A 24480-nucleotide genomic window follows, 5' to 3' on the forward strand; every position below is an offset into this window, starting at 1 on the left:
GCCCGGGCGCCGCCGCCCGCATTCACAATTCGTGAACACACGTACGAGACGGCCGGTGGTCGTGTCTATCGTGGCCGTCATGGATCTCCGCCTGCTGTCGTCCTTCCTGGCGGTGGTCGAGGAAGGGCACTTCGGACGGGCCGCCGCACGGCTCTTCCTCTCCCCGCCCGCCGTCACCCAGCACGTCCGGCGGCTGGAGGCCGACCTCGGCACCCGCCTGCTGCACCGCAACCCGGTGTCGCCCACCCCCGCCGGCGAACGCCTGGCCCGCCACGCCCGCACCCTCCTGGCCGCCGCCAACGCCGCGCTGGACGACGTGGCCGAGGCGGCGGACCGGGCGCCGTTCGCCGCCGACCGGCCGCTGCGCGTCGGCATCATGGGCCACGGCTCGGCGGAGCTGACCCCGGCCTCGGTCAACGCCTACCGCAGGGCCCGCCCGCACATCGCCGTCGAACTGCTGCAGCTCGACTTCACGGAACACGTCTCGGCGCTCGTCGAGGACCGCGTCGACGTGGCGTTCGTCCGCCCCGACCCGGTGGACGACCGCGTCATCGCCGACGTCCTCACCACCGAGCAGCGCATCGTGGTGGTCCCCGAGTCGTCCGCCCTCGCGGCCGCCCGCGACACCGGCGCCCTGCTCGCCGACGTCACCGACCTGCCCTTCTTCCGCCTACCGGGCCACACGCCGCGCCCCTTCACCGAGTACTTGTACTTCGGCTGCACGGACCGGCGCCGCAGCACGGACTTCGCCCTCACGCCGCAGGAGGTGCTCACCGGGGTGGTCACCGGCCGTGCGGCCGGATCGGGCCTGAAGTCCTTCGCCCGCTACTACGCCTGGCCCGGCGCGGTCTTCGTCCCGGTCCTGGACGCGCCCCGCGACAGCAGCTACCTCGCGGTCCGCACCGGCGACCGCAACCCCGAGGTCCAGATCTTCCGCGCCCTGACCCTCGCCCTGGCCAAGGAACTGGGCCCGAGGATCAGTGAGTGAGTGACGCGTGCCGAGGAGGTACCGGTGCCAGTGGGTCCCGGTAGCGGCGAGGCACCCGCGGAAGCAGCGGGCCGTCTCACGGAGTCTCGTGGACCGACCCCACCGACGGCACGCCGCCGTTCCTCGCCGTCGCCGCGTACAGGCAGGCCCTGAACCAGTCGTCCTCCCCGCCGGCTGCGGCCTGGAGGAGGACACTTTCCTTGCACATGGTGCGGGCGGCAGCACGCACTTGCGCATCGCTCTCGTCACCGCTGAGCTTGTCGCTGTACGCGAGGCCGAACCTCCGGCCTTGCTGGAAGGGCGTCTCCGGTGATTCGGGCCCCGCAGGGCCGCCGGACCCGGCGCAGGAGGTCAGCGGAACCGCCAGGACGGCAACGGCGGTAGCGGCAGCAGCGGCACGTCTCGGAATGCGCATGCGCGCCGGCCTCCCGGTTCCGCCCCGGGTCCGGACAGTGGAGATCCCGCCACGCCCGTCAGCAGACGGCGACGCCGGACGGAAACGGTTTGAGCAAGACACGCCCCCGGAGCTAGGTTTTGCCTCGTTAGTTCGATTAGCGAGGAAAGACTTCATGCACAAGCTCACGTCGGGCGCGGTGGCCGCCGTCGTTTCGATCGGCATGCTCACCGGCTGCTCGTCCGCTGCCGAGAAGGGCAGCGGCGCCGCCGAGGGGAGCCCGGCCCCCGCCGCGTCGGCCAAGGCGGCGAACGAGAGCGAGAAGTCGAAGGACAAGGCCGGTACGGGCGGCGCGGCCGGCGCGTCGGGGAAGAAGGCCGAGTGGAAGGACGGCGGCCGGGTCGGGGGCGCCGGAGCGGTCTGTGAGTTCCCGGTGTCGTTCGAGGTGGCGAAGGCGTGGCAGCCCAAGGGGCTCGACGCCGAGGGCGCGGCGTTCCTCAGCAAGTGGCTGGGCCACCCGTTGTTCAAGGGCGCCTGCGAAATCGACGCGAAGCCGGCCGGCATGATCGGCTACATCCGTGTGTGGACGTCGGAGCGGACGGACATGTCGCCGCGTCAGGCGCTGGAGACGTTCGTGGGCGAGGAGAAGCACGTCACCGGCAAGGAGTTCAGCGACACGCAGGCCGGTGACGTTCCCGCCGCGGAAGTCGTCTACGAGCAGAAGAGCCCTCTTTTCGACGAGCCGCAGCCACAACAGGCCTTCGCCGTGACGACGCCGAAAGGCGTGACCGTCGTCCACCTCGGCGGGTTCGACGCCGGCGAGCACAAGGAGATGCTCCCGGCCTACGAACTCGCCAAGAAGACCACGAAGCTCCCCTGACCGTGCCGTGCCCTCCTGACCGGCCGGTCCTCAGTGCGGGCCACCGCCCATCGCCCCCAGCATGGCCTTCCCTCCCGTGCGGAGGAAGCGCACGAGCAGCGCGGCGGCCAGGACGAGGAAGGCGAGGTTGAGCCAGGTCGTGTAGTTCCAGCTCACCCCCTCCTCGGGAATCGTGGCGTGCTCGCGGCCGGGTACGAGACCCAGGGCGCCGAAGGCGAATTCGACGGCGTACCCGGCGGCGACCATGGCCACGTAGAAGGTGACCAGCAGGAAGAGCGCCGTCCTCGCGCCGTAGTACTTCCGGTAGATGTTCAGGATCGGCAGGATCAGCAGATCGGCGAAGATGAAGGCGACCACGCCGCCGAAGCTGATGCCTCCCTTCCACAGGACGGCGGCGAGCGGCACGTTCCCGATGGAGCACACGAACGAGGCGATCGCCACCAGCGGTCCGACGAGCGGGCCCCACCACTTCGCGAGCCCGGGGTCGTCGGTGAGGAAGAACGTCTGCCAGAACGACTCCGGGACCCAGGCGGCGATGGCGCCGGCGATCAGCAGTCCGGCCACGAGGTCGCGCAGGATCGCCGCCCACTCCATGACGAAGACGTGCGCCGTGGCCGTGAAGCCCTCGCCGGAGAGCAGGCGCCGCGCGAACGTCCCCTCGCGCTGGACGGACATGTCCATGGCCGCGTGTCCCTCCATGGAGCCGGCGACCCCGCGCGCGGCCTGCGCACGGGCCTCGTCCAGGAGCCGGGGCCGGAGGAACAGCCGGAAGAGCACCGCCAAGGCGATGATCATGAGGGGGCCGCCCGTGAACTCCGCGAGCGTGAACTGCCATCCCATGAGGAGTGCCAGGATCACCCCGAGCTCGACCACCAGGTTGGTGGAGGCGATCTCGAAGGCCATCGCCGCGGTGAAGTCCGCTCCCCTGCGGAACAGGGCCCGGGCCAGCGCCACGGCCGCGTAGGAACAGGACGAGGAGGCCGCGCCCAGCCCCGCGGCGCGCGCCAGCGTACGGGGCCGGGCGTCGCCGAGCAGGGCGACGACGGTCGTCTTGCGCACCACCGCCTGGACCACGGCGGACAGCGCGAATCCCAGGATCAGGGCCCAGGTGATCTCCCAGGTCATGGACCCGGCGATCGACAACGCGTGCACCATCGCCTGCATCTGCCCGACCCTTCTTCCGGCACGGCACTCGGCACACCGGACGCGGCGCGTTACGGCATGCCGGACACGTCACCTCCGCGCGCCCCCGTATACCTCTACCTCCCGCGCCCCTCGCCCGGGATGAGGAACGCCCGGATCAGCCCTCTGCGTAACTCCGGCAGCCCTGCTCCAAGCCGCCCCGCTAGGGCAGATCCGTGCGGCCCAGCCACGCCGGCTTCACCGGCACGCCGTCCGCGTCCCGTTCCACGTCGGGCGGCGGCGGCACGGAGTCCTCAGGCACGGGCGGTTCCGCAGGCGCGGGCGGTTCCGCAGGCGCGGGCGGTTCCGCGGGCGCAGGCACAGCGGCACTGTCCTCCAGCAGTTCCGCGAGCGTGAACCGGGTGCTGTAGGACTGCCAGGAGCCGTTGAGCACCAGCAGGAAGCCGTCGCCGTGCCGGAAGAGCCTGCGGCGCTTCGCGTTCCACGGGTGCTGGGGCACGAAGTCCCGGGCGCGCCTCTCGAGCTCCGCCAGAGCCTCTTCCCGCTCGCCCTCCACATGCGCCAGCACGTAGGCCTCCACATGTTTGCGTTCGCCGCCGCCCACGGTCACTTCGACGATGAGTCCCCATACGGCCATGCGCCCCCCTCTCACGTCATTGTCATGATCTTACAGATTCCCACCTCCGATTCGGTGGGCTGGTCGAACAGAACTACCGGCAACATGCTGGCACTGTCGTCTTTGTGCCGTACGGATCAGCTGCGCGGACCACCGCAGCGACTTGTTGATTTCCTACTTGTGCATGGAAGGGCGAGGATGAGCAGCAACACCGAGGTGCTCGTGACGGGCGTCGGCGGGATCACCCCGCTGGGCGCCGGCATGGCGCAGTCGTGGAAGGGGATGGTCGCCGGCGAGTCCGGCGTGACGCGGCTCGGCGAGGAGGGGGCGGCGGACCTGCCGGTACGGGTGGCCGGTGCGGCCGCCGTGGACCCGCTGTCGCTGCTGGAGCGCGTGGAGGCCCGCAAGTGGGACCGGTGCGAGCAGCTCGCGATGATCGGCGCGCGGGAGGCCTGGCGGGACGCCGGGCAGCCGCAGGTGGAGCCCGAGCGGCTCGCCGTCGTCATCGGCACGGGTACCGGCGGCATCCTCACCACCCTCGGCCAGGACGACGTCTACGAGCGGTCGGGGCCGCGCCGGCTCTCCCCGTACGCCGTGCCCATGCTGATGCCGAACGGCCCGGCCGCCTGGGTCAGCATGGAACTGGGTGCGCGGGGCGGCGCGCGGACGCCGGTGAGCGCGTGCGCTTCCGGGGCGGAGGCGATCGCCATGGGCCTCGACCTGATCCGGGCCGGGCGCGCCGACGTGGTGGTCGCGGGAGGCGTCGAGGCGTCCCTGCACCCGTTCTGCATCGCCGCGTTCGCACAGATGAAGGCCCTCTCCACGGACGACGGCGATCCGGCGGCGGTCTCCCGGCCGTTCGACGCCGACCGCAGCGGCTTCGTCATGGCCGAGGGGTCGGGCGTGGTGGTCCTGGAGCGCGCCGGGTTCGCGCAGGCCCGCTCGGCCCGTGCGTACGGGAAGCTGGCCGGTGCCGCGGTGTCCTCCAGCGCGCACCACATCACCGCTTCGGACGCGGAGGGCCAGGTGCACGCCGTCCGGACGGCCCTGCGCGACGCGGGCCTCGGACCGCGGGACATCGACAACGTCCACGCCCACGCCACGTCCACGGAGTCCGGGGACCTGGCCGAGGCGCAGGCGATCACGACCGCGCTCGGCGGGCACGTGGCGGTCACGGCCACGAAGTCGATGACCGGGCACATGCTGGGCGCGTCCGGCGCGGTGGCCGCGATCGCCGCCCTGCTCACGCTCCGGGACGGCGTGCTGCCCGCGACCCGCAACTTCGAGCGGCCCGGCCCGGGAATCGACCTGGACGTCGTCCACGGCGAGAGCCGCGCCGGCGACTGGTCGGCAGGCCTGGTGAACTCCTTCGGCTTCGGCGGGCACAACGTCAGCCTCGTGGTGACCCGCGAGGGCTAGCCGGCCCGGCGGCGCTGCCCTCCGTAGAAGACGGTGGCGGCGGTCAGCAGGGCGAGGCCCGCGGTGGCGTAGACCGCGATGCGGGTGCTGTCCTGCTGGTCGGGGCCGTCGGGGAGCCGGGGTTCGAGCAGGCCGAGCGGGTCCTTGCGGATCTCGACGCGGTCGCCCTCCTCGGCCTGCCCGAAGCAGTTCTGCTGCTCGGAGACCGAGTGCTGCTGGTGGCCGCCGCCGGTCTCCTCGACGGTGCAGAACATGCTCGCGCCCTTCCGGGCGTGCCGGTCGGTCACCTCGGTCACCACGGCCGGGACCGGCTCGCCCACGGTCTTCATGTAGACCTCGTACATCGCGGGCCCCGCGAAGAGCATCAGCGCGAAGCCGCCGACCGAGGCGAGCGTGGCGGCCCCGGCGCGGTGCCAGACGCCCCCGACCAGGCAGGCGGTGACCGCGATGCCCGCCATCATGACGATGACACCGATCCACACCACCCACTGGGCGAGCCCGGAGCCGAATATGAGCAGGGCGGTGAGCCCGAGGGCCCATATCAGGGACCCGAAGGCCTTCCGCGCTCCCGATACGGGCGCCGGCGGGCGGTGCGCCGGGCTCTTGACCGTTCCGCCGGGTGCCACGGTCGCCGCCTCGTGCCCGCTCATGTCCCTGCCCCTGCCCTTGCCCTTGCCGTTCACGCGTTTCACGCGTCACCGTCACAGTAACGGCATACGAAGGGAGTCAGTGCTTCGCCAGCCTCCCGCGCACCGCCTTCAGCAGTTCCACGCGGCCGACGCGCAGGGTCAGCGCGTCACGTCCAGGCAGGGGCTTCGCGTACCAGGGGAGGCCGAGCCGCCGCCAGCGGGCGGGCTTCAGGGACGGCTGGGGCGGTACGGGGACGGACCATTCCTTGTCCGCCACGGCGAGGCGGAGCGTCAGTTCCCGTTCTCCGGGGGCCGTGCAGGGAACCCGTACGGTGAAAGTCCCGTCGGAGGGCGAAGGTTCGACCGGGATGTGCTCTTCCGCGCCGTCCGGCCCCGCGGCTCGTACGGTCAGGGCGCCCTGAGGCCGGCTCACCAGGCCGCAGTGGCCCTTCACGACGAGGACGGCCGGGGCGTCGGCTGACCACTCCGCGCCGGTGACACGCAGGTGCGGCCGTACGCGGTGGCGGGTCTCGCCCACGTCCAGGCTGAGGTTGCCGTAGGGCTTGGTGGTGAAGAGGGCGACGGCGGTTCCCGCATCGGTGACGAGCGTGGTCGTCGCCGTGGTCACGGACTCCGCGCGGCTGCTGCCGAGGCGGACTTCCTTCACGATGCCCTGGGCACCGACGGCGAGCGAGAGGTCCCACAGGCCGGTCGTCAGGGACGCGAGGCCGACCGTCACGTCGTACCCCGCCGTGCCGTAGTCGTAGCGGCCGCCGTCCTCGTCGGCGCCCAGGCCCGGGGTCGGGGTGTGATGGACGGGGATACGGCGCTCCGTGTCCGTCCCGCGCTTGCGGAGGACGAGTTCGGTGGTGACGTCCTGCGTGGAGATGCGGTGAATGCGGGCGTGGCCGGCGAGACGCAGGCCGGTGGCGTTGATGTCGGCGGAGTCGACACGGTGGCGGACGGGCAGTTCGGCGGTGATGTTGTAGCAGTCGTCCGGGATGCTGAGCGTGGAGTCGCGGAAGTACGGGTAGAGGGCGTAGGCCCGGCCGTCCTCGACCTGGATTTCCGGGCCCGCGGCGGCGGTGGCAGCGAGGGTGGTGATGCCGTAGCTGGCGGCGCCCCGGTCGAGCTCCCAGTGGACGAGGGTGAGGAGTTCGTCGAGGAGCCGGTGGCGGACGAGGTGGCAGCGCAGGCGGACCACGGCGGGCAGCCGGGCGGCCAGGCCCTCGCTCCAGTACTGCGCGACCAGCTCGGCCAGCTCGTAGAGCAGCTTGTCCTGGGTCTCGCGCTGCGGTTCGCGGCTCAGCTGAAGGACGGCGTCACGCAGTTCGACGGCGTAGTGCCGGTGCATGAGCGTGTCGCGGCCGGGGCCGGCCGGGACGTGCCCGGCGACGAGCTCGGTCATCTTCCGGAAGAGGTCGACGCGCATCCGCGCGCCGTGTTCCTGCGCGGTGATGTTGTTGCCGTCCTCGCGCGCGACCCAGTACAGGCAGTCGTAGTCGGCGACGACGGATATCGCGGCGGCCTCCAGGTACGCGGTGGCGACGAACGGCTGGTCCTCGCCGATGGACAGGCCGGTGTCGAAGCGGAGCCCGAGCCGGTCGATCAGCTCGCGGCGGAACAGCTTCATGGGGTTGAGCGTCCAGTAGACCCGGGAGGCGAAGACGTCGGTCCGGGGCTGGTTCCGCCGGAACATCGAACCGGGGGCGCGGCGGCCGCCCTCCCCCACGATCCGTCCGAGGGCGACGTCGGAGCCGTTCTCGTCCGCCGCCGCGACCATGCGCTCCAGTGCCTCGGGGCCGAGGTGGTCGTCCGCGTCGAGGAAGAAGACGTAGCGCCCGGTCGCACGATCCAGCCCGAGGTTGCGCGGTCCCGCCGGGCCGCCGGAGTTGGGCTGGCGGATCACGTGCATCAGCGGCGCCCGCTCCGCCAGGCGGTCCAGCTCGGCCGCCGTGCCGTCCGTGGAACCGTCGTCGACGGCTATGAGCTCGATCCGGTCCGCCCCCAGGGACTGGCGGAGGACGGAGTCGACACTGCGGGTCACGTACGGCATGGCGTTGTACGCGGCGATGATGACCGTGACTTCGGGCCCAGGCACAGCACCAGGCTCCGCCCACGGGCCCCTCGGACTCCACAGTTCCGCAGATTCCGCGTTCTGGAATGGCTTTTTAGGCAAAAGCCGCCATCACGGCCGCCCCATCCGCAACTTAGGTTAACCTAAGCTTCCCCTTCGTCGAGGATGGTCACGATGCAGCCGCTGCAGCAGCACAGCCAGGGCACGCCCGGTACCGCACAGACCCGTGACGGCCGGGAGTTGTTCTTCATGGAGCTCGCCGGCCCGGCCGGCGACGGCGCCCCCGCGACCGTGGTGTTCGAAGGCGGTCTGGCGTCGGTCCGCTCGTACTGGGCGCTCGTCCAGCAGGCCGTGGCGGGATCGGCGCGGGCGGTGGTCTACGACCGCAGCGGCCTCGGCCGCAGCGCACCCGACCCCTCGGGACAGCGCCGACTCACCCGGCTCGCCGACGACTTGGGTGACTTGCTCGACCACCTCGGCCCGGGCCCGTACGTGCTGGTCGGGCACAGCTGGGGCGGCCCGGTCGTACGGCTCGCCGCGGCGGCCCGGCCCGGGCGGATCGCCGGCCTGGTGCTGGTCGACCCCACGGACGAGGCCTGCGACCTGCTCTTCGACGACTCCATCCGCCGCCTGGAGAAGGTCCGGTACGGGGCTGCCCTGCTGCTGGCGCGCCTGGGGCTGCTCGGCTTCCTCTTCCGGAAGGTGACCGCCGCCCTGCCGCCCGACGCCGCCGCCGACATGCGGGCGGAGGCCTTCACCGTCGCGACGATGCGCACGATGGGTGCCGAGCAGGCCGACATCGCGGCTGACCTGCGCGCCCTGCGCGACGGCCCGCCGGTCCTCGGCGACATCCCGGTCACGGTCATCTCCGCGACCTTGCCCACCCCGGGCATGAGCGCAAGCGCACGCGCGTCCATCAACGCGGCGCACGCCCACCGGGCCGGGCAGTCGCCCCGCGGGCGGCACGTCCTCGCACGGCACGCGGACCACATGGTGCCGACGGCGGAACCCGGCATCGTCGTAGCCGAGGTCGAACGCCTGCTGACTCCGGAGGAAGCGGAGCAGAACAGGCAGATCAGGTCATAGCGGGATAGATTGGGCGGAGGTCCATGAGAGGAGACCCCGCATGTCCTCCAAGCGACGCCGTAAGAAGAAGGCCCGCGCCCGCCGCAAGGCCGCGAACCACGGCAGGCGCCCACAGTGCTGAGCCCACACCCCTGAAGCTGCTGAGCCCGCACCTCTGAAGCTACGGCGACGCGTCAGCGGCTGTGCCGGACCCGGAACCGGATGCCGGCCGCCTCCAGCCGCCCGATCAGCGCATCCCCCATCGCCGTGGCCGTCGTGACCTGCCCCGAGGTCTTCGGCAGGTCGTCCAGGGCGAGACACAGCGACGCCTCCGCAAGGATCTTCGCCGTCTCGCCGTAGCCCGGGTCGCCGCCCGCGACCTCGGTGAACACGCGCCGCCCGCCGCCTTCCCCCACGGCCCGCACCTGGAACCAGGCGCGGGCCCGCTGCTCCGCGCTCGGCCCCCGGCCCGGCTCCCAGCGGCGGGAGATCCAGGAGCGGACGGGAGCGACCTGCGCGGCGACCGCCAGCGCACCCAGCCCCACCGGCCCGGCCAGAGCCATGGGCAGCGTCTTCACCGACGCGTAGTGCCGGTAGCGGAAGTCGGGGCCGTACCGCTCCAGCGCCGCGGCCGAACGGCGCACGACCTGAGGGTCGAGCGTGGGCAGCGGCAACGCCCACGTGCCCGTCTCCCTGCTGAACCGCGGCGCGCCCAGCGGAGCCCTGACCCGCCGCCCGGCCGGCCGCGGCTCGTACCGGCTCCGCTCCTCCGCCGCTGCCTTCGCCTGCCGCTGCCGCGCGGCGATCAGCATCGACGTGGCCAGCGTCCCGCCGGAGATGAGCCCCGACGCCCGCACGAATCCGTCGACCGTCAGCGGCACCCCTTCCGGCAACTGCTGGACGGTGAAGTACGCGAGGAGGTCGTGCGGAGCCGAGTCGAAGCCGCAGGCGTGCACGATCCGGGCGCCCGTCCTGCGGGCCTGCGCATCGTGGCGCACGTACGTCAGGTCCACGAACTCCGGCTCACCGGTGAGGTCCGTGTAGTCAGTACCGGCCTCCGCGCAGGCCGCCACCAGCTCCCGGCCGTAGCGGATGTACGGGCCGACGGTCGAGGCGACCACGTGCGCGGACTCGGCCAGCTCACGCATGGCCGCGGGGTCGGCCGCATCCGCCGTGACCAGAGCCGGCTCGGCTGCCCGTACGGGGTCGAGCGCGGCCAGTCGCTCACGGAGCCGCTCCAGCCTCACGCGGCTGCGCCCGGCGAGCGCCCACCGGAACCCCTCGGGGGCGTGCGCCAGCAGGTATTCGGCGGTCAGCTGCCCGACGAACCCCGTGGCACCGAAGAGCACAAGGTCGTACGGCCGTTCAGAGCCGTTCCGCCGGTTCATGGAGCCTCCGGCCGAGTCCGCTGCGATCGAAGTCACCGGGCATACGTCCCTTCTCGCGTCCGAACAGCATCGAACCCATTGTCCACATCCGGCTGACACGTGCTCAGGAAACGCCGACGCCCCGCTTCCGGCCCGCCCCGGCACCGGACGCACGCCCGGCGCCCCCGGACGCGCGGCGCCGCAACCGCGCACGCGGCAGAGCCGTATGCCCATGCACGAACCGGTGGTGGGGGCCGGTTCCGGTCGGTACGGACCGGCCGCCGGCCCCATGCTCATGTGCGGACAGCGCGCTTCTCAGGGGCGAACCGTTCGCCTCCCCGGCACCACGCGCAGAAACGGCAGGACGACCATGCCAGTGCACCCGCTCCCGCTCGCGCGGCGGTCCGCGATCCTCGTCGCCGCCGCCACACTGGTGGCCCTGGCCCCCGGCACGGGCCGGGCCGACTCCCCGTCACCGGCACCGATCAAGAACGAGGGCGCCGGGTGGTACCTCGACAGCGGCAGTGACACCTCCTCCGCGAAGGCGCCCGCGTACACCTCCAAGTACACGGGCGAACCGGCTTCGGCGCCCGGCAACCTCAAGTGGTCCTACGACGCCTCCACCAAGCTCATCAAGAACGAGGCGAACGGCTGGTACCTCGGCAGCGGCGGCGACTCCTCGTCCGCCAAGGCCCCCGCGTACACGACGAAGTACACGGGCGACCCGGCCTCCGCTCCCCCACAGCTCAAGTGGTCCTACGACGCCTCCACGAAGCTCATCAAGAACGAGGGGAACGGCTGGTACCTGGGCAGCAGCGGCGACGACTACGGCAAGGCACCCGCGTACACGACGAAGTACACCGAAAGCCCGGCGTCGGCACCGGCACCGCTGAAGTGGTCGATATCGTCCTAGGCGCCCCGGGTCCCCCGGGTGAACGGGGGACCCGGATGGCCGTCCGCTACGGCGTCGCACCCCGCGAAACGGTTCACTCCTCCCAGGGCCAGCGAGCGTCGCGGCCTCGTTCCAGGAGCGGCACCATGCGGAACGCCCCGTCGGTGAGCCCGCCGAAGGTGTGGCGGTTGCCGGATCCCGAGGGGCCGTGGCCGGGCCGGTAGCCGGCGAGGTTCCAGGTGTAGACCGGAATCCGGTCCGGCACCTGCTCGGTCGGGCCGCCCGCGCGGTGGTACGAGGCCTGCTCGTCGGTGACGATCAGGACCCGGTCGTGGCCGCGGTAGTGCCGGCGCACGGCCTCGGTGGTGTCGGTGCCGCCGAGGCTCCCGAAGCGCTCCAGCACCTTGAGGACCGACTCGCCGCGGCGGAACGCCACGGGCGCGCTGGTGGTGCCGAACTCGACCAGGTCGGCGCCGGCCGCGCGCATCGCCACGGCCGTGCCGAAGATCGCGGCCGCGTCCGCGCGGTTGAGCCGGGACCGGTCGGACAGCGGAGACCACATCGAACCGGAGCGATCGACCAGGATCAGGGTCCGGCCCGGCAGTGCGGGAACGTTCGCCAGGGAGTGGCCGAGGGCCTGCTCAAGAGGGTAGGCCCAGCGCAGCGAGGGGGCGTGCTGGTACGCGGCGAGGTAGCGGAAGGGGAACTGCCCGGAACGGGCGACCTCTTCGGGGTCGGCGATCCGCGCGGCCGCCTGCCCGGCGACCTCGTCGCTGACGCCGGCCTGGTCGAAGTTGCGCAGGTTGCGCACCAGGGCCATGGTCCCCATGGACGGGATGACGGCCTCCCACGCCGCCGCGTCCATCGGGCCCTGCAGCCAGCCCGCCAGCGCCTCCCACGTCATGCCCGCCTCGGCGAGCCGCTCGGAGCCGCCGGGAGCGGTGACCAGGGCGCGCCGCTCGGCGACGGGCAGGGCCATCAGCGCGTGGTGGGCGCTGAGCATCCGGTCCGTGGCGGGCGGGCAGGCGTCGTCCGGGTGGTGCCGGCGGTCCAGGGCGTACTGGAAGAGGGCGCCCTGCCAGGACTTGGACGGGTCGGGCGTGGGGTGGACGAGGTTGAGGACGTCACCGAAGCGGTAGCCCTTGGAGGCGGTGTCGTACTTGAGGAGGTTGCGGCCGGTGTAGAGGCGTCGCACGGCGTCGCCGATGCCCCGCTTGACCGGCTTGGGCACGTTCCGGCCGTACGTGGCGGTCCAGTACGCCAGCAGTTCGCCGGGCTCGTCGGCGCGGCGCAGCACGGAGTCGACGACCTGGCGGTTCGTGGGACCGTCCGTGGCGCCGGCGTCGAGGCGGGCCTTGACGTACTCGGCGGCGCCGACGAGGGAGGCGGTGCGCATCCGGCCGTCGCCGCGCAGCCAGCGCAGGAGGCCGGCGGTCCAGGCCGGGTCCTCGACGGCGAGCTTGCGCACGAGCGCGGCGAAGCGGTCGTCCCGGCCGGCGCCGCTCTCGTGAAAGGCCTGCTGGGAGACGAAGTTGGCGACCGCGAGCAGGAACAGCTCGGAGCGGTCGTCCCGCAGGTGCCCCTTGCCACCGAGGTGGGTACGGGTGGGCCGCCCGGTCGTGGTCACGGGCGAGGCGGGGCGGGCCGCCTTGGGCGTACGGGTGTTGAAGCGTGCCATGTGAATTCCCCCGAATTCATCCGGGGAAGCACGGCGGGGGGCGTCCGAGGTCAGGAGTCGGCGACGGTGCACATACAGCTGCTCTGCCGAACTGAGCTACACCAGCCCGTGGCTGAGGCGGGATTCGAACCCGCGACCGGCTGTCCCAAGAAGTAACCGTCGCCTGCGCACCGGACGCCCCGGTGCCGCGCCTCCCGAGTTCCCTAGGGCCACGGCATGGATTCGCATACAACGAAGGAGCCGTGGCCCGCGCACCGGGAGGTGCGTGAAGACGTGCGTCCAGAGATCGAGGCGGCGGAACCGACAAGGTGCTCTGCCACTGAGCTACGCCGGCGCGTTGTGCCGGCGGCGGGATTCGAACCCGCGGCCTCCCGATGAAGAGTCGAAGTAGGTCCCGTCTTCGCACCTGGACATCGATCACTCTAGGAGCAGAAGGGTCCGGGCCGCCAAGGGTTTTTCCCGCCGCGCGGTGAGGTCATACCGAGTGAGGCCACACCGAGTGGGGGTCACGCCGGGCGGATGGCGTCGCCGGTGTGCACCGGGCCCGGCGTCACCACCGTGGCCAGGGCGTCCAGGCGGGTGCCGTGGAACTGAGCTATGGCCCGCAGGATCAGCGGTGAGCGCGGGAGGTCCTGTTGGGCCTCGTTGGTCATCGCGCAGCGTTCGCTGGAGCGTACGAACTGCACGCGCAGGGTGTTCCCGATCCGGGCCGTGTGCCCGAGCCAGTCGTCCTCGGTGAAGGGTCGGGTGCCCGGCGGGGTCCGGACCACGAGATTCGGGCGGAAGCGCCGTTCGTCGACCGGGACGCCGGGAACGGCTGCGCGCACCCAGTCGAGGGTGGCGGTGGTGAGGACGCTGAGGGGGAGCTGGTCGAAGTGGGAGACGGTCTCCTCGCGGGCCAGTCCGACGTCGTCCCGGCCGAGGTAGTGGCGGAGGTAGGCGTCCGGGTCGGGTACGGCCGTGCCGTGCGGGTCCAGGAGTTCGGGCCGGCCCGCGGGGCCGTCCGGGTAGCGGGAGCGCAGGTGCAGCAGGCCGGGCATGCGGCGGAAGCGGCGGGTGTTCTTCCCCGAGCCGAGCCTGCCTTCGGCGTCCCGCACCGCGAACAGGCGGTCGCCCGCGAGGCCTCGCGTACCGGCGTGCGCGTGCTGCAGCCGCTCACCGCCCGTCGATTTGATCGGATAGCGCCAGATGGCCTCGATCATTCCTATCGGTTCTGTCATTCGATCGACGATATCTTGGATTCCTGCCCGATTTCGGGCAGAAAATAGGGAGTTCGCGGTTCCGGCGGTACAGTGGCCGTCCATGATCACACTCTCCGCCCTGGGGTCCTTCGCCCTCATCGTGGGGCTCCTCACCCTCACGCCCGGCCTCGACACCGCCCTCATCCTGCGCACCGCCGCCCTCGGCCATCGCAGCCGCGCCTGGGGCGTGGTGCTCGGGATCCAGACCGGCACCCTCGTATGGGGCGTGCTCAGCTCGCTGGGCGTCACCGCCCTGCTGACCGCCTCCCACCTCGCCTACACGATCCTCCGCTGGGTGGGAGCCGCCTACCTGGTGTGGATGGGAGGCCGGATGCTCATACCGGCCCTGCGCCGGCGGATCGCCGGTGCGGACTCCGGCGCGGATTCCGGCGCCGCCGAGCCCTCCGATGACGCCGACGCGGCGGATGCCGGCGGCTTCCGCGCCGGCTGGCGGCGGGGCCTCGTGACCAACCTGCTCAACCCCAAGATGGGCGCCTTCTACGTAGCCGTCCTGCCGCAGTTCATCCCGGCCGGCGCCCCGCACGTGGCGACCGGCACTCTGCTGGCCGGCGTGCACATCGTGCTCGCCTCGCTCTGGTCCGCCGTCCTGATCGCCTTCGCGCGGGCGCTCCGCACCACCCTCCGGAAGCCCTCGGCGCGCCGGGTCCTGGACCGGATCACGGGCACCGTCATCGCCGCCTTCGGGGTGCGGCTCGCCCTCGGCGACTGAAGCTCACGCCCGCCCTGTCGGTCACGCGCCTTTGTTGAGGCGGTCGTTGACGCGGGCGCCGTCGTCCGGAGTGATCCGTCCGTCGCGCAGTGCCAGGCCGAACAGGCCGGCGATCAGCTGCTGGTTGACGTCCACGGCCGCCTCGGCCAGGTCGGCGAAGGCCGCGGCGCCGGCCCGTCCCTGCCGGACCCCGGCCGCCACGACCGCCAGACCGGCCAGGCCCGCCGGCCACCAGGCGAGCCCGAGGGGCAGGTAGAGCAGGCCCCAAGCGGTGAGGCCGGCAGCGTCCGTGAACGCCCCGCGCGCCGCATCGAGGGGAGCGCGCTGCTCGGACGGCAGGACCAGCCACAGGCGTGGCCACACCAGGACGATGCGCAGCCCGTACTCGGCGTACACCCGGTCGTCGGCGAGCCGCAGGCGGTCGGCGATCCTGGTGGGACGGGCGGGCAGGTAGCGGGTGACGGCCGGGGGCGCGGGCGAACGTTCGGCGCGACCACGCCGGTTGCGGGTGATCGCCCGGTCCAGCGACCGGGCCCAGGACGGCCAGGGCCCGGTCCACACCTGCAGGACGAGTACGGCCAGGCAGCGCGCGGCGAGGCCCGCCGCGGCCGCGGCGAGCAGCACGCCGGCCGACGCGAGGACGGCGAACGCCGGGTCGTGCAGTCGCGGCGCGGCGTGCCGCAGGGCCGCGGTCAAGGGCCGGTGGTCGAACGGGGCGCCCTGGTCCAGCAGATGAGCGCTGGAGGCCACGGCGAGGAAGAGCAGCCCCGGCAGGACCAGCAGGCTGAGCCATTTCTCCGCCAGCTTCTCGGCCAGGTGGGTCAGGAAGCCGCCCACGGCCCGCCCTTCACCCGACCCGCCGACCCGCACCTCATCGGCCCCGCCGGCCGGATCGTCACCCGTCCCACCAGTCGGCTTCGCGCTGTTCTCGGCTCACGCGTCAGCCACCGTTGCCGGTGGTGCCGGGGCGCAGTCGCAGGGGTTCCTCGAAGAGCACGCAAGCGGGGATCCTGCCGTCCGCGTCGCGCCTTTCGCGCCGGCCGCACTGCCGCCGGGGACACGCGTACGTGCCGGCAGGGATGCGGGGCGGCTCCAGGCCGGGCAGGGGGCTGTAGACGTCGGGGGCCGGGGCACCCGGCAAAGTCCCGCGGGTGATGGGCGGGAGCGGGATACTGACCCGTGCGCACACGTCGAGGGCGGAGACGGTCCCGGCGCGCAGCCCGTCGACGCCCTCTTCCAGGAGTTCGAGCCGGGGCCCGCTCCAGCTCTCCCGCAAGTCCGGCAACAGGCTGCACAACTCGCCCAGCGCACCGCGCTCATCCATCCCGGTTACCCCCAACTACCCGGACTTCGCCACGCGTTCAGCATAGACGTACGACATGTGCATGCGAGGATGTCGCTCCGGGATCCCGGATCCCGGATCCGGCTGACGTTCCGGCACGGGGGCACGGACACGGGGACGCGGAATGGAAACGTACGACATGGAAACGTACGACATGGAAACGTACGACGAGCTGGTCGCCAAAGTCATGGAGCGCGTGCAGCGCTACGGCCGTGCGGCTGCTCCGGGAGGGCGAGCGGGCCGTTCCCGAGGGGCATCCCGCCCGCAGCATCTGCCGGAACAGCCTGGTGACGGCGCTGCTGCGGCAGTTCGAGCGCAGGGGCGAAGCCGCGTGCCTTGACGAAGCGGTGGCCGTGGGGCGAGCGGCCGTGGCCGCCGCGCCCGCGGACCATCCCTTCTACGCTATGTACCGGTCGAACCTCTGTCTCGTGTGTCTCGTGCTGACCTCCCGCCACGCGCGGACCGGCGACCGGGAAGACCTGGACGCCGCCGTGGCCGCCGGCCGGGAGGTGGTGACGGCCACGCCCGAGGGCCATCCCCGGCACGCCACATACCTTTTCGGCGCTCACGCGCGCCCTGGTGGCGCGCATCCGGATCAGCCACGACCCCGCCGATCTCGACGAGACGGTCCTCACCGTGGGCCGGGCGGCCGAGTCCACGCCGCAGGGCCACCCCGACCACGCGATGTTCCTGCACAACCTCGGAATCGCCCTGATGACGCGCCATTTCGCAAGTGCCGATGAGAAGGACGACGAGGGCAGCAATCCCCCCGATCCGGAGCGCGCCCTGTCCGCCCTGCGCCGCGCCGCCCGGCTGACCACGGCGCAGACCGCGGTCCGGCTGCGTTCGGCCCGGAACTGGGCCGACCTCGCGATGCGCCTCCCCCGGCCCGACCGGGCCGGGGCGCTGGAGCGGCGGCGACCCGAGGACGCGGTCGAACTGCTGGAGCAGGGGCGGGCGGTGCTGTGGGGACATGTGATGCGGCGGCGCAGCGACCTCACGGCGCTGCGCGCGGCCGACCCCGCGCTGAGCGAGCGTCTGGAACAGCTCCGCCGGGCGCTGGACCACCCCGCACCGCCGAGCGCAGCGGACCGGGCCGCGCTGGCCGGGGAGTTCGACGTGCTGGTCGAGCGGGTCCGGGAGCTCCCGGGCTGCGCGGACCTCTTCCGCCCCGCGCCGTTCGCCCGGCGGTGCCGCGCCGCCGAGGGCGGGCCGGTCGTGATCGTCAACCTCGGCCGGCTCCGCTGCGACGCCCTGATCGTCCACGGCGGCCGGGTCGACCCGCTGCCACTGGCCACCACCGTGGAGGAGGCCGAGGAGCGGGCGAGCGCGTACCTGACGGCGGTGTCAGAGCTGGAGAAGGCGCACGGGGTGCGGGCCCTCGCGGCGGAGGAGGCCATCGGCACCGTGCTGGCGGCTCTGGCGCACCGTCGCCGAGCCCGTCCTGCTCCGCCTGGGGCACTCGTCCGCGCCGGGCGACGGCCTGCCCTTGCCACGGGTCTGGTGGTGCCCACGGGTGCGCTGAGTCTGCTGCCGCTGCACACGGCCGGCCTCGGTCCGTACGAGCACCCCGGCCGGTCGGTGCCGGACCGGGTCGTCTCCTCGTACACGCCGACCCTGGCCGCGCTGTGCCGTGCCCGGCGGCCGTCCCCTCCTGCGGGCCACGGGCAGGGCGGCATGCTGCTGGTCTCGATGGGCGAAACCCCCGGCGCCCGTCCTCTGGAGGGGCCCGGGGAGGAGGCCGCCCTGCTGGGCGCGCGGCTTGACCCGCCCCCACTGCGGCTCGACGGTCCGCGGGCGACTCGCGACGCGGTGCGCGGTCTGCTGCCCGCCCACCGCTGGTTCCACTTCTCCGGTCACGGGACGCAGGACCTCGGCGACCCGACGCGGGGCGGGCTGCGCCTGCACGACGGCCTGCTGACCGTGCACGATCTCGCGCGCCTCGGCGCGGGCCCGGGCGCCGAGCCGGCCTTCCTGTCCGCGTGTCAGACGGCCGTGGGCGGGGCGCAGGTGCCCGACGAGGGGATCCACCTCGCCTCGGCGCTCCAGCCGGCCGGGTACCGGCACGTCGTCGCCGCCCTCTGGAATGTCCACGACGCGCCCGCGGCCCGCCTGGCCCGCGCCGTCTACGACCGGCTGATCACCGGCGGGAGCATCGCTCCCGCCGGTGCCCTCCACCACGCCGTCCGGGCGCTCCGTGCGGAGCGTCCCTACCGGCCGAGCGTGTGGGCGCCGTTCCTGCACGCGGGGCTCTGAGCGCATCCGTGGTCCCGTCGCGCGCACCTGTTCCCGCAGCAACTCAGGCAGGCGCACGGGTCGGCATGGGTGCCGCAGTGCCGGTGCACCCGGCGCGTCATCTGCTCACAGCGGTGGCCGGACATCCGTTCACAGCGGTGGCTGGGCGTCCGTTCGCAGCAGTGGCCGGGCGTCCATTCACAGCGGTGGCCGGGCGTCCGTTCATTCCTTCCCGCCGGCCGCGTCCGCGGTCCCCGGGGCCGGGCACGTGAGCTGTTCCGGGATCCGTGTGCTGATCAGGTACGCGGTCTCGCGCTCCCGCGCGCAGGCGGAGTTGAAGTAGGAGACGTGGCCGTTCACGTCGGTGACCAGCAGCCGGCTGCCGGCGATCTCCCGCTGGAGGCGGCGGCCGCCGGCCAGGGGCGTGGACGGGTCGTGGGTGTTGGCGGCGATCAGGACGGGGGGCGCGCCGCGCACCGTCGTCGGCTGCCACGGGCTGGTGGGCTTGACGGGCCAGTCCGCGCAACTGGCGGAGATGACCCAGCCCTCCACGGCCGCGCCCGTGCGCGGAGCGGCCTTGCGGGCCTGTGCGAGGCGGGCCGCCGCGTCGGCGTAGCCGGTGAACTGCGGCGGGAAGTCCAGGCAGGAGACGGCGGTGTAGGCGCTCTCCTGGTCGCCGACGTAGCTTCCGCCTTCGACGAGGCCCGTGGCGTCGTTGCGCCGGTCCGCGGCGGCCAGCCGCTCGGCCAGCTTGGCCCACGCGTCGAAGCCCATGGCCTCCTCCAGCAGGCGGATGCGCACGAGCTGGTTGGGCAGGGCCATGCGGATCCAGTCGCCGTTGACGGCGGGCTGTCCCTTCGCGCCGGGTGCGGGGATCGGGGTGCGGTCGGCCCGGGCCACGACCCGGTCGTAGACCTTCCCGGCGTCCTCGCCGTGCAGGGCGCACGAGGCGGTCGCTGCGCACCATGCGGAGAAGCGGTCGAACTCGCCCTCCATGGCGGCCGCTTCCTCCAGCGTGAGGCGGGTGGCGCCCGAGGCGTGGTCGAGGGGGCCGTCCAGCACCATGGCCCGGATCCGCTGCGGGAACAGCTGGGCGTAGGTCGCGCCGAGGTAGGTGCCGTAGGACACGCCGAGGTAGGTGAGGCGCTGCTCGCCGAGCGCGGCGCGGAAGGCGTCCATGTCGCGGGCGACCGAGGCGGTGTCGACGTGACGGACGAGGTCGCCGTGGCGGGCGAGGCACCGCTCGCCCCGGGCCCGGCTGCTCCGCTTCATCTCCTCGTACTCGCGGGCGTCCTTGGGCAGGACGACCTGGCCGGGGTCGAGCACGGGCCCGCAGTCGAGCGGCCGGCTGCCTCCGGTTCCGCGCGGGTCGAGGCTGACGATGTCGAAGCGATCCCGCAGAGAGCCCTTGAACAGGATGTCCGCGTACCCGTAGGCGAGCATGGTGGCTCCCTGCCCACCGGGGCCGCCGGGGTTGAAGAACAGCGCGCCGATGCGGTGTTCCTGGTCACGGGCCGGTACGCGGGCGACCTTGACGTCGGTCTGTTCTCCGGCCGGCTTCTTCCAGTCGAGCGGTACCCGCATCGTGCCGCACTGGACGGGGTATCCGGCGGGCGCTTCGGCGCACGGCTGCCACGCGACGGCCGGCGCGGAAGCGGCGGAGGGGGTGGGAGCAGGGGCGGGGGCAGGGGCCGCGTGGGCGGCGGGAACGGCCGCGGTGGTCGCCAGTAAGGCCAGGGCGCTCAGGGCCACGCGGTGGCGTACGGGGCGGCGCGGCATGCCCCGGCGTTCGGTCTTCTTCATGGGCCCATCCCAACCCTGTTGCGATCACGGCGGCAAGCGGGATTCGCGACGGTGTCCTCCGTGCGCGGCGGCCTGCCGGTGTGTTTACGGCGCCCCGTGCTCCGCCGGTTGGGCGAGTTGCTGCGGCGGCACGGCGTGCGGTTCCTGGTGGAGGGAGGCGGCCCGGGCCTCCATCGGGCCCGCCATGAAGGCGAGGATGCAGGCGGAGACGATGAAGGCCATGTGGATCGTGGTGCCCCAGACGAGCTCCTGCCGGGACGTGTGGTGGATGTTGACGAACATCTGCAGGAGGTGGATCGAGGAGATGCCGACGATGGCCATGGCGAGCTTGACCTTGAGCACGTTGGAGTTGACGTGCGAGAGCCATTCCGGCTGGTCCTTGTGACCCTGCAGGCCGATGCGCGAGACGAACGTCTCGTAGCCCCCGACGATCACCATGATCAGGAGGTTGGCGATCATCACGACGTCGACGAGCTTGAGGACGGCCAGCATCACCGTGTTCTCGTCGGACCGGCCGTTCAGCACGCCGTGGACCAGGCTCCACAACTCGCCGAAGAACTCGTAGACGTACACCGCCTGCGCCGCCACCAGCCCGAAGTACAGCGGCGCCTGCAGCCACCGGGTGGCGAACAGGGCGTACCCCAGCGAGGGGGCCGCCACCCCGCCGTCCGGACCGTGGACTTCCGCCGCGTACCCACCGTGAGCCTTCACCGTGTCTCCCCTCGTCGCGTGCACAGCGCACCCGGAGCAGGCTTGCCCATACGGGTGCCGTCTACAGGTGACCGGGGGGCGGTTCCCTCGTGTAGGTGAGGGAGTCACGGAACCCCTGTATAACAAGTGCATGGCACACATATCACGACGGCGTTCCCTGGTACCGGCCATGACCACGGCTCTCGCCCTGGCGGCCCTTCTGGGCCCGGCCGCCGCCGGCGCGGCGGCCCTCACGCCGGCGGCCGGGACCCGGACCGCCCCGGCCTCCGCCGGCGACGACCGCGCCGTGGTGGCGGGTCTGGAGCGGTACGCCCACCCGCTGCGCGGCACCGAGCCCGGCGGGCCGGCGGACGACCTGCGGGCGTTCGGGCGGCTGACCCGGGGCGCGGACATCGTCGGCCTCGGCGAGGCCTCGCACGGTTCGAAGGACGTCTTCGCCGTGAAGGAGCGGCTGTTCCGGCAGCTGGCCGAGCACGAAGGCTTCTCCGCGTACGCCATGGAGATCAGCTGGTCGGCGGCCGGCCGTCTGAACGCGTACCTGCGCACCGGCAAGGGCGACGTCCGGCAGATCATGCGTGACGAGTTCCAGGACGGGTACTCCCTGCTGAACACCGAGGAGCTCGCCCACCTGTTCGGCTGGATGCGCGAGCACAACCGCAACGGCGGCCGGCAGCTCCGGGTCGTGGGCCTGGACTACTCCGACGCCGACCCCGAGCAGTACGACCGCATCCTCACCTGGGCGGAGCACAACGAACCCGCCCTCCTGCCCGAGCTCCGCCGCCGCTACGCCGCGCTGCGCGCCCTGCCCACCGGGGTGGCCGCGCGCATGGCCGCGTACAACGCCCTGCCGCTCGCCGAGAAGAAGACGATGGCGAAGGACGCGGAGGCCGCCCACCAACTGCTGTCCAAGGCCGGGAAGCAGGATCCCTGGGTGCTGCAGGACGCCCTGGTCCTCTCGCACATGGCCGCCGAGTACACCGTCGACTGGAGCGACCCGGCACAGGCGAAGGCCGCGAGCCGCCTGCGCGACCGGACCATGGCCGAGACCGCCGTGTGGTGGCAGCGGCGGACCGGCGAGCGGATCGCCGTCTCCGCCCACGACGGCCACGTCTCCTACGAGACCGTGATGCCCGAGGCCTACCCCGTCACGATGGGCGCGGACCTGCGCGAGCTCGCCGGCCGCAAGTACCTCGCCGTCGGCACCTCCCTCTACGGCGGCGACTACCGGGCCAGGACGGCGACGGGCGGGGAAGGGACGTACAGCGTCGGCCCGGCCGCGCCCGGCAGCAACGAGTACACCCTCGACAGGGTGCGCCACCGCGACTTCTACGTCGACCTGCGGGCGGCCGGCCGCGACCCGGTCGTGGGCGCCTGGCTGACCACGGCGCGCCCCACGTTCGTCATCCCCGGCCGCTACCCCAACGATCCGGCGCCGCCGCTCGCGCTGGGCCGCGCGTTCGACGTCGTGGTGCACCTGCACCACGTGCGGGCGTCCGTGCCGGTGCCGCGGCCGGAGTAGCCCCTGGCGCCCTCGTCCCCGTTGGTCCTGCACCCGCGCCGGGGCGGGAACAACCGGGCCGCCCGAACGGGACGCCCGACCGGGACGCCCGAAGGGCTCAAGGCGACGCGGCGGGCGGATACGTGATGCGCGCCCGGCGCAGCCGGGCCAGGAGAGCGCGGGCCGCCGGGCTCGCCGGGCCGCCGGCGCGCCAGGCCAGCGCGATGCGGCCGCGCAGCTCCGGACCGGTGAACGGCACGGTGCACAGGCCGAGTTCGGCGGCCGTGTGCGGGAGGAGTTCGGGGAGCACCGCCACACCCAGGCCCCGGGCGGCCAGTTGGGCGAGCAGGGGCGGGGCCGCCGCCTCGAAGGCGATGCGGGGGCGGAAGCCCGCCGACGCGCAGGCCCGGTCCAGCACGCCCCGCACCCCCGTGCCGCGCGGCAGGCTGATCAGCGCGCGGTCGCGCAGCGCGGTCAGGGACACACCGTCCGGGCCTGCGGAATCCAGGAGCGCGTCGCCGGGGGCGACGGCGGCGACCAGCGGCACGTCGATCAGCACCTCGTGGGCGAGGGCCGGGTCCAGGGGCTCGCCGGTGAGCCCGGTCACGGCGATGTCCAGCTCGCCGCGGACCAGTGCGGCCGGCATCCGCTCGGCGGTGTCCTCGGTGAGGGTGATGCCGACGCCGGGGTGGTCGGCGTGGAAGGCGGCGAGCACGGCGGCGACGTCGAGCTCCTGGGCGGCCGCCCCGGAGACGAGGCCGATCGTGGCGTGGCCGCGCAGCAGTCCGGTGAACTCCTCCACCGTGTGCCGCACGCCCTCCGCGGCGGCGAGTGCGGCGCGCGCGTACGGCAGTACGGCCTCGCCGGCCTCCGTCGGCGTCACGGCCTTGCCGGAGCGGTCGAGCAGCGGCTGTCCCAGTTCCCGCTCCAGCTGCCGTATCTGCGCGCTGACGCCGGGCTGCGCCAGGTGCAGCCGGGCGGCGGCGCGGGTGAAGCTCGCCTCCTCCACGACGGTGACGAAGTACCGCAGCTGCCTCAGCTCCATAACCGTTGATTCTAAGAGCGAGAACCACCAGCTCTTGGACTTATGACGGTCCGGGGGGCGATCGTGGAGGCATGGACCTCACGAGCATGATCGCCGCCGAACGGCGGGAGTTCGCCGACCTGCTGGACGGGCTGACGGCGGAGCAGTGGGAGGCCCCGAGTCTGTGTGCGGGCTGGCGGGTGCGGGACGTCGCCGCCCACATGTCGATGGGCTTCCGCCACTCGCTCCCCCAGGTGCTGGCGCAGCTCGTCAGGGCGCGCGGCAGCCTGCACCGGATGACCGACCGCCTGGCCCGCCGCGACGCGGCCGCGGCGACACCGGAACAACTCGCCGACTGGCTGCGGGACAACGCCCGTCACCCCTGGACACCGCCGGTCGGCGGCCTCGTCTCGGCCCTGGGCCACGATGTGGTGCACGGCCTGGACATCACCGTCGCGCTCGGCCTGGACCGGCAGGTGCCCGAGGACCGCCTGCGGGTGCTCCTGGACAGCGTGACGTACAAGGGCGCGCGGTTCTTCGGCGCCGACCTGACCGGTCTTCAGCTGCGGGCCGAGGACCTCGACTGGTCCTTCGGCACCGGCGCGCCCCTGACCGGCCCCGCACAGGACCTGCTCCTGTTCGCGTTCGGCCGCAGACTGCCGGAAGGCCGGCTCAAGGGCGCGGTGCCGCGGGCCGCTGCCGCGGGCTGAGCCCGCCGCCCGCGTGGCGGCGTCGGCCCGGGCGGGTG

The 24480-nt window shown here is 73.0% G+C and carries 22 protein-coding genes; 9 read left to right on the plus strand and 13 right to left on the minus strand.

Going from position 1 to position 24480, the window contains the following annotated elements:
- Positions 1 to 79 precede the first annotated feature (79 nt).
- Positions 80 to 988: a LysR family transcriptional regulator gene (locus ACOTKD_RS27290; RefSeq protein WP_424891632.1), complete on the plus strand. Its 909-nt coding sequence runs from the start codon at positions 80 to 82 to the stop codon at positions 986 to 988.
- Positions 989 to 1064: 76 nt separating this feature from the next.
- On the opposite strand, the gene ACOTKD_RS27295 is transcribed toward ACOTKD_RS27290, so the two are convergent.
- Positions 1065 to 1403: a hypothetical protein gene (locus ACOTKD_RS27295; protein ID WP_424891633.1), complete on the minus strand. Its 339-nt coding sequence runs from the start codon at positions 1401 to 1403 to the stop codon at positions 1065 to 1067.
- 154 nt (positions 1404 to 1557) lie between these two features.
- Between ACOTKD_RS27295 and ACOTKD_RS27300 the strand changes: the two genes are divergently transcribed.
- Positions 1558 to 2262, plus strand: a complete 705-nt coding sequence (locus ACOTKD_RS27300; RefSeq protein ID WP_424891634.1) for a lipoprotein — start codon at positions 1558 to 1560, stop codon at positions 2260 to 2262.
- Positions 2263 to 2292: 30 nt separating this feature from the next.
- Here the strand turns inward: ACOTKD_RS27300 and ACOTKD_RS27305 are convergent, their stop codons facing one another.
- Both ACOTKD_RS27305 and ACOTKD_RS27310 read right to left on the minus strand, forming a co-directional pair.
- Positions 2293 to 3426 (minus strand): permease, encoded by a 1134-nt coding sequence (locus ACOTKD_RS27305; protein ID WP_424891635.1) that lies wholly within the window; start codon positions 3424 to 3426, stop codon positions 2293 to 2295.
- Between the two features lie 181 nt (positions 3427 to 3607).
- Positions 3608 to 4042, minus strand: coding sequence for a hypothetical protein (locus ACOTKD_RS27310; protein ID WP_424891636.1), 435 nt, complete (start codon positions 4040 to 4042; stop codon positions 3608 to 3610).
- Positions 4043 to 4219: 177 nt separating this feature from the next.
- On the opposite strand from ACOTKD_RS27310, the gene ACOTKD_RS27315 reads away from it, so the two are divergent.
- Positions 4220 to 5440 carry a beta-ketoacyl-[acyl-carrier-protein] synthase family protein gene (locus ACOTKD_RS27315; RefSeq protein WP_424891637.1) on the plus strand — a complete coding sequence of 407 codons (1221 nt, stop codon included), beginning with the start codon at positions 4220 to 4222 and terminating at the stop codon, positions 5438 to 5440.
- On the opposite strand, the gene ACOTKD_RS27320 is transcribed toward ACOTKD_RS27315, so the two are convergent.
- Positions 5437 to 6132: a hypothetical protein gene (locus tag ACOTKD_RS27320; RefSeq protein WP_424891638.1), complete on the minus strand. Its 696-nt coding sequence runs from the start codon at positions 6130 to 6132 to the stop codon at positions 5437 to 5439. The two genes, ACOTKD_RS27315 and ACOTKD_RS27320, sit on opposite strands and share 4 nt — an antisense overlap.
- A 34-nt stretch (positions 6133 to 6166) precedes the next feature.
- Entirely contained in the window at positions 6167 to 8170 is a 2004-nt protein-coding gene (locus ACOTKD_RS27325; protein ID WP_424891639.1) for a glycosyltransferase family 2 protein, read from the minus strand.
- A 150-nt stretch (positions 8171 to 8320) separates the two neighbouring features.
- Here ACOTKD_RS27325 and ACOTKD_RS27330 point away from each other — a divergent pair, with 150 nt between their 5' ends.
- Positions 8321 to 9232 carry an alpha/beta fold hydrolase gene (locus tag ACOTKD_RS27330; protein ID WP_424891640.1) on the plus strand — a complete coding sequence of 304 codons (912 nt, stop codon included), beginning with the start codon at positions 8321 to 8323 and terminating at the stop codon, positions 9230 to 9232.
- Between the two features lie 173 nt (positions 9233 to 9405).
- On the opposite strand, the gene ACOTKD_RS27335 is transcribed toward ACOTKD_RS27330, so the two are convergent.
- Positions 9406 to 10599, minus strand: a complete 1194-nt coding sequence (locus ACOTKD_RS27335) for a saccharopine dehydrogenase family protein (RefSeq protein ID WP_424891641.1) — start codon at positions 10597 to 10599, stop codon at positions 9406 to 9408.
- A 349-nt stretch (positions 10600 to 10948) separates the two neighbouring features.
- Here ACOTKD_RS27335 and ACOTKD_RS27340 point away from each other — a divergent pair, with 349 nt between their 5' ends.
- Positions 10949 to 11491, plus strand: coding sequence for an RICIN domain-containing protein (locus ACOTKD_RS27340; RefSeq protein ID WP_424891642.1), 543 nt, complete (start codon positions 10949 to 10951; stop codon positions 11489 to 11491).
- Positions 11492 to 11564: 73 nt separating this feature from the next.
- Here ACOTKD_RS27340 and ACOTKD_RS27345 read toward each other — a convergent pair whose 3' ends face one another.
- Positions 11565 to 13148, minus strand: a complete 1584-nt coding sequence (locus ACOTKD_RS27345; protein ID WP_424891643.1) for a TROVE domain-containing protein — start codon at positions 13146 to 13148, stop codon at positions 11565 to 11567.
- Positions 13149 to 13654: 506 nt separating this feature from the next.
- On the minus strand, positions 13655 to 14368 hold the full coding sequence (locus ACOTKD_RS27350; RefSeq protein WP_424891644.1) for an MOSC domain-containing protein: 714 nt from the start codon (positions 14366 to 14368) through the stop codon (positions 13655 to 13657).
- Between the two features lie 82 nt (positions 14369 to 14450).
- On the opposite strand from ACOTKD_RS27350, the gene ACOTKD_RS27355 reads away from it, so the two are divergent.
- Positions 14451 to 15119 (plus strand): LysE family translocator, encoded by a 669-nt coding sequence (locus ACOTKD_RS27355; protein ID WP_424891645.1) that lies wholly within the window; start codon positions 14451 to 14453, stop codon positions 15117 to 15119.
- A 21-nt stretch (positions 15120 to 15140) separates the two neighbouring features.
- Here the strand turns inward: ACOTKD_RS27355 and ACOTKD_RS27360 are convergent, their stop codons facing one another.
- The gene (locus tag ACOTKD_RS27360) at positions 15141 to 15956 is read right to left on the minus strand and encodes a hypothetical protein (protein WP_424891646.1); all 816 of its coding nucleotides are present in this window, start codon (positions 15954 to 15956) and stop codon (positions 15141 to 15143) included.
- Between the two features lie 103 nt (positions 15957 to 16059).
- A complete protein-coding gene (locus ACOTKD_RS27365) occupies positions 16060 to 16443 on the minus strand; it encodes a hypothetical protein (RefSeq protein WP_424891647.1) in 384 nt (127 codons plus the stop codon).
- Positions 16444 to 17040: 597 nt separating this feature from the next.
- On the opposite strand from ACOTKD_RS27365, the gene ACOTKD_RS27370 reads away from it, so the two are divergent.
- Entirely contained in the window at positions 17041 to 18717 is a 1677-nt protein-coding gene (locus ACOTKD_RS27370; RefSeq protein WP_424891648.1) for a CHAT domain-containing protein, read from the plus strand.
- A 201-nt stretch (positions 18718 to 18918) separates the two neighbouring features.
- On the opposite strand, the gene ACOTKD_RS27375 is transcribed toward ACOTKD_RS27370, so the two are convergent.
- Positions 18919 to 20499, minus strand: a complete 1581-nt coding sequence (locus ACOTKD_RS27375; protein ID WP_424891649.1) for an alpha/beta hydrolase — start codon at positions 20497 to 20499, stop codon at positions 18919 to 18921.
- Positions 20500 to 20583: 84 nt separating this feature from the next.
- Positions 20584 to 21210, minus strand: a complete 627-nt coding sequence (locus ACOTKD_RS27380; protein ID WP_424891650.1) for a TIGR00645 family protein — start codon at positions 21208 to 21210, stop codon at positions 20584 to 20586.
- A 169-nt stretch (positions 21211 to 21379) separates the two neighbouring features.
- Between ACOTKD_RS27380 and ACOTKD_RS27385 the strand changes: the two genes are divergently transcribed.
- Complete coding sequence (locus tag ACOTKD_RS27385; protein ID WP_424891651.1) at positions 21380 to 22729, plus strand: erythromycin esterase family protein; 1350 nt, start codon at positions 21380 to 21382, stop codon at positions 22727 to 22729.
- Positions 22730 to 22826: 97 nt separating this feature from the next.
- Here ACOTKD_RS27385 and ACOTKD_RS27390 read toward each other — a convergent pair whose 3' ends face one another.
- Complete coding sequence (locus ACOTKD_RS27390; RefSeq protein ID WP_424891652.1) at positions 22827 to 23753, minus strand: LysR family transcriptional regulator; 927 nt, start codon at positions 23751 to 23753, stop codon at positions 22827 to 22829.
- A gap of 71 nt (positions 23754 to 23824) precedes the next feature.
- Between ACOTKD_RS27390 and ACOTKD_RS27395 the strand changes: the two genes are divergently transcribed.
- On the plus strand, positions 23825 to 24442 hold the full coding sequence (locus tag ACOTKD_RS27395) for a maleylpyruvate isomerase family mycothiol-dependent enzyme (RefSeq protein WP_424891653.1): 618 nt from the start codon (positions 23825 to 23827) through the stop codon (positions 24440 to 24442).
- The last annotated feature ends 38 nt before the right edge of the window (positions 24443 to 24480 follow it).

The organism is Streptomyces sp. XH2, assembly GCF_049725035.1.
GTDB lineage: Bacteria > Actinomycetota > Actinomycetes > Streptomycetales > Streptomycetaceae > Streptomyces > Streptomyces roseoverticillatus.

What these genes read in the sequence shown, in the direction of transcription:
- ACOTKD_RS27290 (WP_424891632.1), top strand. Translation starts at nt 80, where the DNA reads ATGGATCTCCGCCTGCTGTCGTCCTTCCTGGCGGTGGTCGAGGAAGGG.
- ACOTKD_RS27295 (WP_424891633.1), bottom strand. Translation starts at nt 1,403, where the DNA reads ATGCGCATTCCGAGACGTGCCGCTGCTGCCGCTACCGCCGTTGCCGTC.
- ACOTKD_RS27300 (WP_424891634.1), top strand. Translation starts at nt 1,558, where the DNA reads ATGCACAAGCTCACGTCGGGCGCGGTGGCCGCCGTCGTTTCGATCGGC.
- ACOTKD_RS27305 (WP_424891635.1), bottom strand. Translation starts at nt 3,426, where the DNA reads ATGCAGGCGATGGTGCACGCGTTGTCGATCGCCGGGTCCATGACCTGG.
- ACOTKD_RS27310 (WP_424891636.1), bottom strand. Translation starts at nt 4,042, where the DNA reads ATGGCCGTATGGGGACTCATCGTCGAAGTGACCGTGGGCGGCGGCGAA.
- ACOTKD_RS27315 (WP_424891637.1), top strand. Translation starts at nt 4,220, where the DNA reads ATGAGCAGCAACACCGAGGTGCTCGTGACGGGCGTCGGCGGGATCACC.
- ACOTKD_RS27330 (WP_424891640.1), top strand. Translation starts at nt 8,321, where the DNA reads ATGCAGCCGCTGCAGCAGCACAGCCAGGGCACGCCCGGTACCGCACAG.
- ACOTKD_RS27335 (WP_424891641.1), bottom strand. Translation starts at nt 10,599, where the DNA reads ATGAACCGGCGGAACGGCTCTGAACGGCCGTACGACCTTGTGCTCTTC.
- ACOTKD_RS27340 (WP_424891642.1), top strand. Translation starts at nt 10,949, where the DNA reads ATGCCAGTGCACCCGCTCCCGCTCGCGCGGCGGTCCGCGATCCTCGTC.
- ACOTKD_RS27345 (WP_424891643.1), bottom strand. Translation starts at nt 13,148, where the DNA reads ATGGCACGCTTCAACACCCGTACGCCCAAGGCGGCCCGCCCCGCCTCG.
- ACOTKD_RS27350 (WP_424891644.1), bottom strand. Translation starts at nt 14,368, where the DNA reads ATGACAGAACCGATAGGAATGATCGAGGCCATCTGGCGCTATCCGATC.
- ACOTKD_RS27355 (WP_424891645.1), top strand. Translation starts at nt 14,451, where the DNA reads ATGATCACACTCTCCGCCCTGGGGTCCTTCGCCCTCATCGTGGGGCTC.
- ACOTKD_RS27365 (WP_424891647.1), bottom strand. Translation starts at nt 16,443, where the DNA reads ATGGATGAGCGCGGTGCGCTGGGCGAGTTGTGCAGCCTGTTGCCGGAC.
- ACOTKD_RS27375 (WP_424891649.1), bottom strand. Translation starts at nt 20,499, where the DNA reads ATGAAGAAGACCGAACGCCGGGGCATGCCGCGCCGCCCCGTACGCCAC.
- ACOTKD_RS27385 (WP_424891651.1), top strand. Translation starts at nt 21,380, where the DNA reads ATGACCACGGCTCTCGCCCTGGCGGCCCTTCTGGGCCCGGCCGCCGCC.
- ACOTKD_RS27390 (WP_424891652.1), bottom strand. Translation starts at nt 23,753, where the DNA reads ATGGAGCTGAGGCAGCTGCGGTACTTCGTCACCGTCGTGGAGGAGGCG.
- ACOTKD_RS27395 (WP_424891653.1), top strand. Translation starts at nt 23,825, where the DNA reads ATGGACCTCACGAGCATGATCGCCGCCGAACGGCGGGAGTTCGCCGAC.